General features: G+C 44.2%; 12 protein-coding genes and 1 tRNA gene. 12 read left to right on the forward strand and 1 reads right to left on the reverse strand.

Annotated features, from left to right (window positions below):
- Positions 1-74: 74 nt before the first annotated feature.
- Positions 75-2210 (forward strand): prolyl oligopeptidase family serine peptidase, encoded by a 2136-nt coding sequence (locus tag QEP08_RS08660; protein WP_285057330.1) that lies wholly within the window; start codon positions 75-77, stop codon positions 2208-2210.
- 116 nt (positions 2211-2326) lie between these two features.
- Positions 2327-3349 carry a WD40/YVTN/BNR-like repeat-containing protein gene (locus tag QEP08_RS08665; RefSeq protein ID WP_285057331.1) on the forward strand — a complete coding sequence of 341 codons (1023 nt, stop codon included), beginning with the start codon at positions 2327-2329 and terminating at the stop codon, positions 3347-3349.
- 18 nt (positions 3350-3367) lie between these two features.
- On the opposite strand, the gene QEP08_RS08670 is transcribed toward QEP08_RS08665, so the two are convergent.
- The gene (locus QEP08_RS08670) at positions 3368-4255 is read right to left on the reverse strand and encodes a VOC family protein (protein ID WP_285057332.1); all 888 of its coding nucleotides are present in this window, start codon (positions 4253-4255) and stop codon (positions 3368-3370) included.
- Positions 4256-5165: 910 nt separating this feature from the next.
- Between QEP08_RS08670 and QEP08_RS08675 the strand changes: the two genes are divergently transcribed.
- From QEP08_RS08675 to clpX, 10 genes are all read left to right on the forward strand, one after another.
- Positions 5166-6434: a pepsin/retropepsin-like aspartic protease family protein gene (locus QEP08_RS08675; protein ID WP_285057333.1), complete on the forward strand. Its 1269-nt coding sequence runs from the start codon at positions 5166-5168 to the stop codon at positions 6432-6434.
- A gap of 77 nt (positions 6435-6511) precedes the next feature.
- Complete coding sequence (locus QEP08_RS08680; protein ID WP_285057334.1) at positions 6512-7114, forward strand: RNA polymerase sigma factor; 603 nt, start codon at positions 6512-6514, stop codon at positions 7112-7114.
- Positions 7111-7569 (forward strand): hypothetical protein, encoded by a 459-nt coding sequence (locus QEP08_RS08685; RefSeq protein WP_285057335.1) that lies wholly within the window; start codon positions 7111-7113, stop codon positions 7567-7569. Before QEP08_RS08680 ends, QEP08_RS08685 begins: the two co-directional genes overlap by 4 nt.
- Before the next feature lie 43 nt (positions 7570-7612).
- Complete coding sequence (locus QEP08_RS08690; RefSeq protein ID WP_285057336.1) at positions 7613-8908, forward strand: hypothetical protein; 1296 nt, start codon at positions 7613-7615, stop codon at positions 8906-8908.
- Positions 8909-8955: 47 nt separating this feature from the next.
- Entirely contained in the window at positions 8956-9390 is a 435-nt protein-coding gene (locus tag QEP08_RS08695; RefSeq protein ID WP_285057337.1) for a hypothetical protein, read from the forward strand.
- A gap of 48 nt (positions 9391-9438) precedes the next feature.
- Positions 9439-9927, forward strand: a complete 489-nt coding sequence (locus QEP08_RS08700; protein WP_285057338.1) for a nuclear transport factor 2 family protein — start codon at positions 9439-9441, stop codon at positions 9925-9927.
- 168 nt (positions 9928-10095) lie between these two features.
- A tRNA-Leu gene (locus QEP08_RS08705) sits at positions 10096-10177 on the forward strand.
- A gap of 99 nt (positions 10178-10276) precedes the next feature.
- Positions 10277-11623, forward strand: a complete 1347-nt coding sequence (tig, locus tag QEP08_RS08710) for a trigger factor (RefSeq protein ID WP_285057339.1) — start codon at positions 10277-10279, stop codon at positions 11621-11623.
- 207 nt (positions 11624-11830) lie between these two features.
- Positions 11831-12526, forward strand: coding sequence for an ATP-dependent Clp endopeptidase proteolytic subunit ClpP (gene clpP, locus QEP08_RS08715; RefSeq protein WP_285057340.1), 696 nt, complete (start codon positions 11831-11833; stop codon positions 12524-12526).
- Between the two features lie 2 nt (positions 12527-12528).
- Positions 12529-13770 carry an ATP-dependent Clp protease ATP-binding subunit ClpX gene (gene clpX, locus QEP08_RS08720; protein ID WP_285057341.1) on the forward strand — a complete coding sequence of 414 codons (1242 nt, stop codon included), beginning with the start codon at positions 12529-12531 and terminating at the stop codon, positions 13768-13770.
- The last annotated feature ends 217 nt before the right edge of the window (positions 13771-13987 follow it).

Consider the following 13987-nt stretch of genomic DNA (forward strand, 5'->3'; position numbering starts at 1 on the left):
AGCATAGCTAAAAAGTAAGCCAGGCTACGGATTAAAATCAGCAAAGAAAATTAACGTAATAAAACAGCAGGGTCATGAAAACATCATTTAAAAGCAGCCTCTTATTAGTTGTCCTGATGATTCCTATTTTTGTCAAGGCCCAAAACATAACAAAACAGCAGAGATCCTCAATGACATATCCGCAAACCAGGAAAGAAACCATCACAGACAATTATTTTGGAACTACAGTAGCAGACCCGTACAGGTGGCTGGAAGATGACCGTTCAGCGGCAACAAAAGAATGGGTCATTGCCCAAAATAAGGTAACGCAGAACTATCTTTCTAAAATTCCTTTCCGGCAGACCATCAAAGAACGGTTGAAAAAACTGATGAATTATGAGAAATATTCACAACCGTTCAAAGAAGGTGAGTATACTTATTTCTATAAAAATACCGGTCTGCAGAACCAAAGTGTGCTGTACCGCCAGAAAGAAGGCGCTGAAGCTGAAGTATTTCTAGATCCCAACACTTTTTCAAAAGATGCGACCACTTCCCTGGCGGGGATCAGTTTTTCAAAAGACGGAAGCATTCTGGCTTACCAGCTGTCCGGCGGCGGTTCTGACTGGACGGATGTGGTTGTGATGAAAGCCGCCGATAAGCAGATCGTCGGCGATACACTGACCGATGTGAAGTTTTCAGGCATCGCCTGGCAGGGCAATACCGGATTTTATTACAGCACTTATGACAAACCACTGGAAGGCAGTCAATTGTCAGGCATTACCCAATATCACAAGTTGTACTATCATAAAATAGGAACGTCGCAAAAAGATGATGTAATGATCTTTGGCGGCGATCAAACACCAAGGAGATACATCAGTGCCGGACTCACAGAAGACCAGCGTTACCTGGTTATTTCAGCCGCCAATTCTACATCCGGCAATGAATTGTACATCAAAGACCTTCAGGGGAAAGACAGCCCGATTGTCAATATTGTCGATAATTTTGAACAGAACCATAACATTATAGACAATGAAGGCAGCAAACTTTATATCTATACCAATCTGAATGCGCCAAATGGCCGGATTGTTACTGCTGATGCGAAGGACGCCAAACCTGCAAACTGGAAAGACCTGATCAAAGAGACCGAAAACGTCCTTGAACCGTCCACTGGCGGCGGAAAGATATTTGCCAGTTACATTGTCGACGCAGTATCCAAAGTACTGCAGTATGACAGGAACGGTAAGCTGGAGCATGAGATCGCATTGCCGGGGCCAGGCACGGCAGTAGGCTTCGGCAGCAAGAAAGAAGAACAGGAACTGTACTATACCTTTACTTCTTATACCTACCCGACTACTATATTTAAATACGATGTCAATACCCGGAAATCAGCACTCTATAAAAAATCAGGAGTAGACTTCGATCCGTCTAAATATGAGTCGAAACAGGTGTTTTACACTTCGAAAGACGGCACAAAAATACCCATGATCATCACCTTCAAAAAAGGGACCCCGCTAAACGGGCATAATCCGACGGTGCTCTATGGTTATGGCGGTTTCAACATCAGCCTGACCCCGGCTTTCAGTACCTCGGTCGTTTCCCTGATCGAGCAGGGCGGCGTCTATGCGGTAGCCAATTTACGGGGCGGAGGCGAATATGGCGAGAAGTGGCATCTCGCAGGAACTAAACTGAAAAAGCAAAATGTATTTGATGATTTCATCGCGGCAGCTGAATACCTGATCGCACAAAAATATACTTCCAGTGACTATTTAGCAATTATGGGTGGCTCCAACGGCGGCTTACTGGTCGGCGCTGTGATGGCACAGCGCCCCGAACTGTTCAAAGTTGCATTCCCGGCAGTGGGGGTGATGGACATGCTGCGTTATCACAAATTTACTGCAGGAGCGGGCTGGGCCTATGACTATGGAACTTCTGAAGACGCTAAAGAGATGTTTGACTACCTGTACAAGTATTCTCCTGTACATGCCCTGAAGGCTGGTGTTAAATACCCTGCAACCCTGGTGACCACGGCAGACCATGACGACAGGGTAGTACCGGCGCATTCTTTTAAGTTTGCGGCTACCCTGCAGGAGAAGCAGGGCGGAGAAGCCCCGGTACTGATCAGGATAGAAACTAATGCCGGGCATGGGGCAGGTAAACCGACGGATAAAGCCATTGAGGAAATTGCCGATAAATGGGCTTTTATGTTTTATAATATGGGGATAGATCTTTGATTCATCAATAAACTATTTACAAAATTTACAATTTAATTTACAATCTAAGTTCCTCAGGATGACAGGTATCCAGGTAGTTTTGCTAAATCAATATGTTTTACTTTAAACTTAAAATGATGAAAAGACTATTTGTGTATGTTCCAGTCATCCTGCTGGTATTATTTCTACTCAATTCTTTTGTAATAAAAGAAAAGGAAAACACCCTTTACAAATCGACTGACGGCGGACAAACCTGGCAGGACGTCAGCGCCGGGCTGCCTGAAATTGAAAGATCTGCTAATTTTTTTGCAGGGCAGTCTGATCTCTATTTACAGGAAAAAAATGTAGTGTACCACAGTAAGAGCAATCTTAAAACTCCGGTCTGGGAAAAAGAAAATGTTCCTGATGTGCAAAGTTCGTCCTCCAGGCCTCCCACAGCTATTGTTTTCAATCGTTCCGGTGTCATGGCCTATAACTATCAGGGACAGATTTATCAAAAGAGTCCAGATGCGGAAACCTGGGCACCGGCATTCGCAAATTTCAGAAAACCTTCGATGCGCACGCTTTTAGAAACCGCTGACGGAACGATATTCCTCGGTTATGACCACGGGCTTTACAGATCTACCGACAAGGGAAATAACTGGACGCAAATACAAAAGGGCACGGTATTTAATATCGTGGAGTCAGATGGAGTGCTCATTGCGACAGGTGGAAAAGGAATTATGCGTTCGACAGACAATGGCGAACACTGGCATTGGGTAATCAGCGAGGGTGGAGTAGGTATAGGCATTGAACGCATCGATGGCGGATTTGCAGCCATCACCTATAGCACCAAAACCGAATCCAGAAGGATCCGCACTTCAATGGACGGTGGAAAAACCTGGCAAGCCATCGATGCCGGACTTCGGCCTTCTCCGTCCATTTCATCAATCAAACAAATGGGCAAATATTTAATAAGTGGTCATCCGGACGGGATATTCCGATCAGCTGATAAAGGCAAAACCTGGAACAGCGTTCATCCCGCTGTTGATAAAATGGATAGCAACGCGTTTAAATTTGTACTGCCATGGGACAAACCTTCCGATCAACCAGGAAAAGTATTCAAGATCTTCGTTTCCGGTAAAACATTGTATACTGTTGCGGTGAGTGCCGGGTGCTAAAACCAGGCCAGACTCAGATTATTTACCATCATAAGCACGCTGCAAAGTTGCGACATCAATTTTCTTCATCGGCAGGAAGGCCTGCGTAACCCGGTCGATCTGCTCTCGTGTGCCGTTCCTGAACACTTCATCTATTAAAGTGGAGGTGATTTGCCAGGACACGCCATATTTATCCTTCAGCCAGCCGCATTGCTCAGATTTGGGGTCCGCAGAAAGCGCAGAGAAATAATGGTCGATCTCCTCCTGGGTATCGCATTGGATCAGCAGCGATACAGCCTCGTTAAACCCGAAGCCATGCGGGTGGGCACTGTCCATGGCTGCCAGCCAGGTTTGGTCAATATAAAAGTCGGCATACATCAGTGTGCCTGCTTTGTCGGGCCCCATGTCTACCGGGCGTGGGGCGGCCGTACCGCGCCTGCCATCTTGAAATACAGAGCAATAAAAGGCGATGGCTTCATTCGCCTTGCCAACTACCGGCTCGGTAAACATTAACGACGGAACAATCACGGGCCTTTTTTCGCTGTCCGGTTTCGTAAGCATCAATTGCCAGGAAACGCCGTATTTATCAGCCAGCCAGCCATATCGGTCGCTGAAGGGATACTTGTCCAGCGGCATCATCACTTTGCCCCCTTCTACCAGCTTGTTCCATACTTCATCCAGCACGGCTGCCTGGTCAAAGTGCATCATAAAGGAAATGGATGGGTTAAACTTAAATAGTGGCCCGGCACTGATCGCCATAAACGGCTGCCCGGCTAAAGTAAACTCCACGATATCACAATCGCCCGATGGCGTATTGTGCAGTTGGTTAACGTAAGTGATTGCCGAATCCGGTAGTAAGGTCGTATAAAATTCGGCAGCTTCCTTTGCCTGGCTGTCGAACCATAAATGAGGTTTGATCTGTAACATAATTTTTAATTTAGTTTTTTCAGATACTTAATTAACTCAAAAATAAAGGATTTGTTTCCCTTTTTTCGACACCACGTTCAAGAAATTAGCTGGTCAAACATCCGGTTTTATGAGCGTCAATCCTCCGGTTCCTCAAGGTTTAGATTCCATTTACTATGGATAAAAGAAAACGGGGAATGACCTGGAGACCATCCCCCGTTAAAATTAATACTCTTGGTGACAAATATAATGTGTTTAAATGAAAACGCAAGGGTCAATGTGAAATTATAATTAATCAGGTTACTGGTTTTCTTTTCATAGCAGTCTAATTGATTTCCCTGGATTACTGATGTACTTAAAGGTATACATTTCGATTGGTTTTTGCAATCATCGAGCCTTTCTTCAGTCCCGGAACTTTAATTATGGCAATTCAGGAGAGAATATGTTTGCCCCATAGAAGATCCTGACGGACTGGCAGTTCAGTGCAAGGACCGATTTCTCCGAAAGCAATCAAGTGTGAACGGACAGCAGGGATAGGCAGGGAACGGTAGTACATCAGCTCACATACAGCATATAAATATTTAATATATAATCCGTGTTTTTAGCGCAAAACGTGGACTATAGGTGGACTATACATGGACTATAGGTGGGCTATGGCAAAGCAATGTCTTATCTGTATCTTACCCGATTATAACTCCCGGCAGGGTTTCATTGCTTGCATGGATTTTTTAGCCACCAGCGACTAATATCCAATCCGGATGCCAGACGGGTTTAACAGGGTCTCTTGCCTGTCAAACCCGTGTAAGGACCGTGTGGGATATGGGTGTAATGTGTTTTTGGGGTAAAGAAGGATTACACTGGATATTAAATTGGTTCGCACCAAATTGCAACCTAATTATAGCAAACCGGTCTCATCATAAAAAGCGAATAAATGAAATCTTCAAGAACCACAGGGATGCAGATTATTGCACAAGGATTTGCAATTGCTCTTCTTTTAATGTCAGGACAATTTACCTTTGCCCAAAATGTTCTGCCTGTTGTGCGGGCTACATCTAAAACCGCCAGTATCAGGGACGGCAAACACTTCAAAAAAGACTATTGGGCCATCATGCCTGAAAGAAAACCTGACTATTACTATGCGGAAATTCCGCAAAAAAATAACACCATCACCTTCATTACCGATCTGGATTCTATTTCCTTCAATACGACTTATGGGAAGGATTATGATTTTATCATTTTACTGAACGGAAAGGACAGCTGCTATACCCGCATTTCGGCCAGTTACAGAAATTTTAATGCGTTCACACGAAAAAATACCGGCACGGGGCCGGATACTATCCCATTTACTTTGGGCGACAATCGCAAAGTATATGTTAATGCAAAACTAAATGGCTCAGACGTCACCAATATCCAGCTTGATCTGGGTGCAGGAGGAACCCTCATCAATAAAACTTCTGTTAAGAAAGTTAAAATGAACTTTGACGAAAAAGTTAACCTTGCCAATTCAGATGGTGTGAACCTGGTCCCGGCGGCAAGCAAGAATTTGTTGCAGATAGGAAACCTGGTCTGGGACAGCATCCCCATTGCCGTTGCCAGTAATATGAAGGACTACGAGGACCTGCTCATCGGCAATTCCTTGTTCAGGGATAAAATACTGGAAATCAATTATGACAAGAAAATACTAGTGGTACACAATGCCTTACCTCCTCAAACAGCCGCTTATTCCCGTCACGACGTGATCCTTGATGGCGGTGTTATCCCTTACATCACTGTAAATCTCTGCATCAACGGCAAAACGCAAACTGGTTGGGTCATGTTTGACACTGGTGCCCAGACCTCCATTTTGAATAGCGCTGATGTGCCTATGAGTTACCGGATAAAGAATGAACTGGCAGGTATGATTGGTGTGAATGAGGCCATCAGGCCAAAATTAGGTATTGGAAATTACCAACTTTCAGGGTTTAAATACAAGACAAGGGACATGAGCGGAGAAGGACTGCACATGCTCCTGGGCAACGACCTGTTAAAAAGGTTTAACCTCGTACTCGACAATAAAAACGGCTATATGTATATGCAACCCAATTCGCTTACAAACGTTCCTTACAGAAAACGTGATGAATATTATGTGGTTAGGATAATGACAGGATTAGTTATTGTTTTGGCCGGAATCGTGATATATGCAAAAACAAGGGGAAAATAAATCGCGGATGGGTAACCGGGGCAAACAATTCTGACGTTTTCTGCAACTTTTTTTTAAGCATTGCGTCCAATCATATAGTGAGCTCAGGACAATCTGTTATTCTTTCCGACAGAGACGTGGTCAAAAAGATCATGGATGGGGACCGGCATGCTGCTGCCTTACTGGTTCGCCGTACCGAGAAACTGGTGGCACAAATTGTATTTAAAATGTTGGGCAACCATCCGGACAGAAAGGATCTTACGCAGGATATTTACCTGAAAACTTTCAGATATCTGCCGCGGTTCCGTTTTCAATGCAAATTGTCTACCTGGGTAGCACAGATCAGCTACACGACCTGTCTGGATCATTTGCAAAAATACAGACCGGAACTGACAACCATTTCTGCCGGTGAGGAACTCTTGTTAAGCAACACTTGCGCTCAGGAGATCGCAGGGGATATACCTGATGCCAGCCAGTTGCTCTCTATAAAAGAAAGGTCGGTGATCCTGGAAAAGCTTAGTACTACATTACCACCGGTCTACCGCACGCTCATTACTTTATTTCACAAGGAAGAATTGAGCGTCGAAGAGATCAGGGACATCACCGGGCTTCCTGTTGGAACGGTCAAAAACTACTTATTCCGGGCAAGAAAAGTGTTGAAGGAAAGTTTACTCAATCATTATTCAAAGGAGGATTTATGAATCAGGTACATTTAAATGAAGAACAGTTCCAGGACTATGCCATCACTGGCATCGCAGATCCCGGTGTTATGCAACACGTCGCAGGTTGTGCCCGTTGTCAGATGCAGATCAAGGCTTACCAAACATTATATAGTTATATCCGGGAAGCGGAAACGCCCACACTGGATTTCAAAACAGATGATCTCATTCCAGAGCGTTTGCCTGCGATTAATAAGGAGGACAGCGAAGAGGCCTGGTATCTTTATGGATTCCTATTCGGCACAGTTGCGCTCCTGGTCGCCGGACTGATAGGGTTTTGGGGTACGATCCGCTGGGTATTTATGGATATTACGCCTTTTGCCATTATCATTGGCCTGTTGTTGCTTTCCGGGATACTGATGACGCAATCACTGGAAATGTACCGCAATTACCAAAAGAAGCTAACGGCCTTAAATAGGAAGGAGATTGCAACCTAAAAGGACCCGGTCCGTCTAATCTTGAAAGAAAAGAAGTGAAAAAATGAAACCATCAATAAATATCCTTACAAAACCCTGGTTGACCAGCCAAATCCTATTGATGTTCCTGTGCCTTTCCCTACAGGTCGTCTGGGCCCAAAAGCAGCTGCCCATAATTAAAGCTTCATCAAAAACAGTAGACATCAGAGACGGAAAACACTTTAAGAAAGGCTATTGGGCGATTATGCCGGAGAGAAAGCCGGATTACTATTACACTGAAATTCCCGAGCAAGCCCATACCGTAACCTTCATCACCGATCAGGACTCTATTTCGTTCGATATAACTTATGAGGAAGAAATGGATTTTATCATCCTCCTTAATGGCAAAGACAGTTGCCTGACGCGGATCTCAGCCAGATACAGGAACAGGCTCCCGCTTACCCGAAAAAAAATCAGCGTTGGTCCGGATACCATTCCATTCAGCCTGGGTGATAACAGTAAAATTTACCTTAAGGGCAGGATCAACAACTCGCGTCTCCTGGATATACAATTTGACCTGGGAGCAGGAGGACCGGTGATCAAAAAATCATCTGTGGCTAAAGTAAAAATGAACTTTGACCAGAAAGTTAACCTCGCCAATACGGATGGGGTTCATCAGGTACCCTCGGCAAGCCGTAATGCACTGCAAATGGGAAATCTGGTATGGGACAGTGTCGGCGTAGCAGTAGCTGATAACATGACCCACCGAGAAGACCTGATCGTAGGCAATTCGTTATTCAAAGGCAAAATATTGGAAATCAACTATGATAAAATGATAATGGTGATCCATGATACGCTCCCGGTTTTTTCGGTATCCTGGTCAAGGCAAGACCTGGTGCTTGACGGCGGCGTCATCCCCTTCATAGAGGTAGGTATGACCAGCAGCGGGCAAACCAAAAAAGGATGGGCCATGTTCGATACAGGCGCGTATACCAGCATTCTGAATAGCCAGGATGTCTCTGTTCCCTACAGGATAATGGGGGAACTGCTGCTGATGCTCGGGTTAAATGATATGGGGTTCAGGCCAAAGCTCAGTATTGGCAATGATGAATTTTCAGGGTTTAATTACAATGTTCAGAATATGGGTAAAAATGACTTGCACCTGATCCTTGGAAACGATGTGCTCAAGCGGTTCAATATAATACTGGACAACCGAAGCGGTTATGTGTATCTGAAGGCTAATTCCCTTGCCAAAACGCCCCATGGAAAACGTGGTGAATACTATCTTGTGATGGCGGGCTTAGCTTTAACCGTGGTTTTAACCGGACTGATCATTTATAAAAGATCCAAAAGGAAGCTCAAAGGATTAACTATTAGCTAAAGGGCATTCTGAAATTGAGATCACTGTCATATCTTTAAAACTCGAATATGAAAGCAATATTATTTATAACACCCCGGAATATCCAACCAACAGATCCTGCCAAAGGTCAGGGATTCACCCTCGCTGATGGTATGTATATTCCCGATGTATTTATCCGTACCATTATTGTCATCCTGCTCTTTTATGTGGTGACCAGCTTTTTATTGACACTGGTCCGCATGTTGTTGAACCATCGCCTTAAAAGCAAGATGATCGGTATGGGCATCACGGGTGATGAAGCAGAGAAAATGTTGAAGACCGGTGCGGAAAACAAAAATCATGCGGTTAAGTGGTTCCTGCTCCTGCTTGGTGCGGGTGCCGGCTTTGCCCTGATCAGCAGTTTCCCCTTTGGCTGGCTGTCGGTTGCGGTGGTCGCATTTAGTCTATCGCTGGGCTACGCAGGCTATTATGTTTATCTGAAAAAAAGAAAAGGCACACTGTAAGTCATGTAACCTCCGGGCTATTGGGTTTGTCTAATAAAAAAAATAAATATGAAATCTTTATTTATCTGTGCTGGTTTGATCGTGTTGATTGCTGCGTTTGCATTTCCGGCGTCTGCCCGGCAGCAAAGCAGTATCGTTCAAAAAACTGATCCATTATATCAGAAAGTAGCTGAACTGGATAGTGCAATGTTCTCTGCCTACAATAAACGTGACTTGAATGGCTTTATGAGTTTCTTTTCTCCCGACTTGGAATTTTATGATGACCGGAGCGGTCTAACCGATTACACGCACAATCTGGCAGCCTTTAAAAAGAATTTTACCGATCCGTTTCATTCTTCAAGACGGAAGTTGGTGAAAGGCAGCCTGGAAGTATATCGGTTGGGCGATTTTGGGGCATTAGCTATTGGTGTACACAAGTTCTATGGGACAATCAATGGCAAAGAAGAATTAGAAGCTACTGCTAAGTTTACTGAGATTTGGGAAAACAAGGATGGTACCTGGAGAGTAAAGCGCGAAATGAGTTATGACCACATTTAGCATAGCCATATTATGTTTGGCAGTAGAGATGGCAGACACTACACATAGAATTTAGTAATTATTTAATTGGTTATCAGCTCCCTGAACACTCCCTTCCAAAATAATCAGTAAACAATTTTTAAAATTGAAAACATTCTCTATCTTTGCAGTCCTAAATAAATCCTAACTGCGGAAGTGGCGTAATTGGTAGCCGCACCAGACTTAGGATCTGGCGCTTCACGGCGTGGGGGTTCGAGTCCCTTCTTCCGCACAACAGTCAAAAGCAGCTCGATCGGGCTGCTTTTGGTTTAGATAGGCCAAATTTAGCCACAATGCATAGTTTGACAAAACAAAATATTGATTCAAAAAGATGAACATTACACAGGAAAAAGTTAACGACCTGAATGCAGTTGTAAAGATCAAAATCGCGCCTGCAGATTACACTGAAAAGGTTGAGAAATCTATCAAAGAACAAGCTAAAAAAGCAAATCTTCCAGGTTTCCGTAAAGGAATGGTTCCTCCTGCACACATCAAGAAGATGTATGGCAGAAGCATTTTGGTAGAAGAGATCAACAACCTGCTGAGTGAGTCATTGAACAAACACCTTACTGACAATAAAGTAGAGATCCTGGGCCAGCCTTTGCCGGTAATGGATGATTCTAAAGAGTTCAAATGGGATTACACAGATGAGTTTGAGTTTGACTATGAACTGGGTCTTGCTCCTGCGATCGATGTGAACATCACTTCTAAAAATAAATTTACTGACTATAAAGTTAAAGCTGACGGGGAGACCCTTGCTTCAAGGATCAAAAATATCCGCAAAAGCTATGGCAAAATGACAAACCCTGAAGTTTCGGCAGAAGATGACGTCATATATGCCGAATTAACACAACTTGGCACTGATGGTTCAGTTTTTGAAGATGGCATTAACGCAACCGGCTCTATTCGTTTAGATCAGGTTACGGATAAAAAGATTTTAAAATCTTTGATCGGTTTAAAGAAGGATGATGTTTTGGAACTGGATGTTCCTAAAGCTTTTGACAAAAATGCGGGGATTATCGCCAAATTGCTGAACATTAGCGAGGAAGATGCAGCTGAGCTGAAGTCTAAATTCCGCGTAACGGTTAAAAACGTAAACCGTCTGGAGGAAGCTGATTTAAACCAGGAGTTCTTTGATAAATTGTTTGGTGAAGGTACAGTAACGGATGAGGCTGGCTTTACAGCCAGGATCACTGAAGAGATCGAGGGCATGTTCCAGCAGGATGCTGACCGCAAATTGCAGAACGACATTTATACTGCTTTAATTGAAAGTGTAAAAATCGATCTTCCTGATGAGTTCCTGCGTAAATGGCTGAAGGCTACTAACGAGAAACTGACTGAGGAGGAACTGACTGAAGGATACGATGATTTTGCTAAAAACCTGAAATGGACTTTGATCGAAAATAAACTGATCAAAGACAACAACATCGAGATCAAGTATGAGGATGTGTTCCAGACTGCTAAACAGCGTTTGGATGCGCAGTTCAGGATGTACAGCCCGGCCCCGATGCCTGAGGACCAGCTTGCCCAGTATACGGCTACTTTCCTGAAAGAGAAAGACAATGCAAACCGTATTTTTGATGAGGTAAAAGCGATCAAGGTTTTTGAACTGATCAAGTCTGTTGCTACTCTCGAACCAAAAGAAATCACTTATAATAAATTTATAGAGTTGAAGTAATTTGCCGGTAACGGCAGAGCCGGTTTTAACGGACCGGTGCTTTTAATGAAATAATGAAGGTAAGGCGGCTTGTGGAAGGCCGCCTTACGTATATAACAGATATTCAAATTTTACAATCCCACAATAAATTCCCAACTTAGTTTAATTACTTTGGCGGTGAGATTTGAGGGCTTAATGCTTTATAACCACGAAAAAAATAGAAATACTATGAAGATCGATAAAGACGAATTTAGAAAATACGCAGTTAAACATCATCGCATCAACGGTTTGAATGTAGACCGTTATATCGGGGCAACGAATGTTTCTCCAAAAAGTATGACTCCTTATATCATCGAGGAGCGCCAGTTGAACGTGGCGCAGATGGATGTGTTCTCACGTCTGATGATGGACCGCATTATCTTTTTGGGTGATGCGATTTATGACGGGAATGCGAATATTATCCAGGCCCAGTTGTTGTTTTTACAGTCTGTAGACAGCAACAGGGACATACAGATCTATATCAACTCTCCGGGCGGTTCAGTTTATGCTGGTCTGGGTATTTATGATACAATGCAGTACATTACTCCGGATGTGGCGACAATCTGTACGGGTATGGCGGCTTCTATGGGGGCGGTATTGCTGGTTGCCGGTGCGGCTGGTAAACGTGCGGCTTTACAGCATTCACGCGTGATGATCCACCAGCCTTCCGGCGGTGCCCAGGGTGTGGCCTCTGATATGGAGATCAACCTGAGGGAGATGCTGAAACTGAAAAAAGAATTGTATGACATCATTTCTAATCATTCCGGACAGACCTACGAGTGGGTGGAGAAGGCTTCGGACCGTGATTATTGGATGAAGGCGGAGGAAGCGAAGGGTTTTGGAATGATTGACGAAGTACTTGGCGGTACTAAGAAAGAAAAATAAATATGGCTAAACAAAGTAAAGATTCCCGTTGCTCTTTTTGTGGCTCTGGTAAGCAGGATACCTTAATGCTTATTGAGGGGTTGGATGCATACATTTGTGATAAATGTGTAACCCAGGCCAATCAGCTGCTGGTTCAGGAGCTGGGGAGTAAGAAGGGTAAACCTCTGGATTCTTCAATAACTTTATTGAAGCCGCAGGAGATCAAGGCGCACATTGACCAGTATGTGATTGGTCAGGATGATGCAAAAAAGGTGCTTTCTGTGGCGGTGTACAACCATTATAAGAGATTGAGCCAGAAAGTGGACAAGGGTGATGAGGTGGAGATCGAGAAGTCCAATATCATGCTGGTGGGTGAGACGGGTACGGGCAAGACTTTGCTGGCCAAGACGATTGCCAAGATTTTGCATGTGCCGTTTTGTATCTGTGATGCGACGGTTTTGACTGAAGCGGGTTATGTGGGTGAGGATGTAGAGAGTATTCTGACGCGTTTGCTGCAGGCTGCGGATTATGATGTGGCTTCTGCTGAGCGTGGTATTGTCTACATTGATGAGGTGGATAAGGTGGCGCGTAAGAGTGACAATCCTTCGATCACACGTGATGTGTCCGGTGAGGGTGTGCAGCAGGCTTTGCTGAAGATCCTGGAGGGTACGGTTGTGAATGTTCCGCCTCAGGGTGGCCGTAAGCATCCGGACCAGAAGATGATTCCGGTGAATACGAACAATATCCTCTTTATTTGTGGTGGTGCTTTTGATGGCATTGAGCGCAAGATTGCCAACAGGTTGCGTACGCAGGCGGTTGGTTATAAAGTGAAGAAGGATGATGTGGATCTGGATCTGAAGAATTTGTATAAGTACATTACGCCGCAGGATTTGAAGTCTTTTGGTTTGATTCCTGAATTGATCGGGCGTGTTCCTGTGCTGACGCACCTGAACCCGTTGGATAAGGCTGCTTTGCGCAATATTTTGACGGAGCCTAAGAATTCTTTGCTGCGCCAGTATGTGAAGCTTTTTGAGTATGAGAATGTGAAGCTGGTTTTTGATGATGATGTGCTTGATTTTATTGTCGATAAGGCAATGGAGTATAAGTTGGGGGCCCGGGGGCTGCGTTCGATTTGTGAGGCCATTATGCTGGATGCGATGTTTGAGATTCCGTCTGAAACGGGGATAACGGAGCTGGTCATTAATCTGGACTATGCGGTCGAGAAGTTTGAAAAGGCTGATTTTAAAAAGCTGAAAGCGGCATAAAAGATATGAGGATCCCCGGTAAATTACCGGGGATTTTTTTTATATTAAGAGTTTGGAGAATCGCTTGGAGCTGGAAAAAATAACCATTCTCTTCGAAGACTGGACCTAGCGCGCTGAAGAAGCGCACAGAGTCCTATGTCTTCTCTGAGAAGGTGATTTTTTCTGCTCCGCGCTAGTGCAAAAAAGAAAAGAGGAGATTGTATCGCCCGTCATTGCG

The organism is Pedobacter ginsengisoli, assembly GCF_030244015.1.
GTDB classification, from domain to species: Bacteria; Bacteroidota; Bacteroidia; order Sphingobacteriales; family Sphingobacteriaceae; genus Pedobacter; species Pedobacter ginsengisoli.

Coding starts and splice junctions, on each gene's coding strand:
- QEP08_RS08660 (WP_285057330.1), top strand. CDS start 75: ATGAAAACATCATTTAAAAGCAGCCTCTTATTAGTTGTCCTGATGATT.
- QEP08_RS08665 (WP_285057331.1), top strand. CDS start 2,327: ATGAAAAGACTATTTGTGTATGTTCCAGTCATCCTGCTGGTATTATTT.
- QEP08_RS08670 (WP_285057332.1), bottom strand. CDS start 4,255: ATGTTACAGATCAAACCTCATTTATGGTTCGACAGCCAGGCAAAGGAA.
- QEP08_RS08675 (WP_285057333.1), top strand. CDS start 5,166: ATGAAATCTTCAAGAACCACAGGGATGCAGATTATTGCACAAGGATTT.
- QEP08_RS08685 (WP_285057335.1), top strand. CDS start 7,111: ATGAATCAGGTACATTTAAATGAAGAACAGTTCCAGGACTATGCCATC.
- QEP08_RS08690 (WP_285057336.1), top strand. CDS start 7,613: ATGAAACCATCAATAAATATCCTTACAAAACCCTGGTTGACCAGCCAA.
- QEP08_RS08695 (WP_285057337.1), top strand. CDS start 8,956: ATGAAAGCAATATTATTTATAACACCCCGGAATATCCAACCAACAGAT.
- QEP08_RS08700 (WP_285057338.1), top strand. CDS start 9,439: ATGAAATCTTTATTTATCTGTGCTGGTTTGATCGTGTTGATTGCTGCG.
- tig (WP_285057339.1), top strand. CDS start 10,277: ATGAACATTACACAGGAAAAAGTTAACGACCTGAATGCAGTTGTAAAG.
- clpP (WP_285057340.1), top strand. CDS start 11,831: ATGAAGATCGATAAAGACGAATTTAGAAAATACGCAGTTAAACATCAT.
- clpX (WP_285057341.1), top strand. CDS start 12,529: ATGGCTAAACAAAGTAAAGATTCCCGTTGCTCTTTTTGTGGCTCTGGT.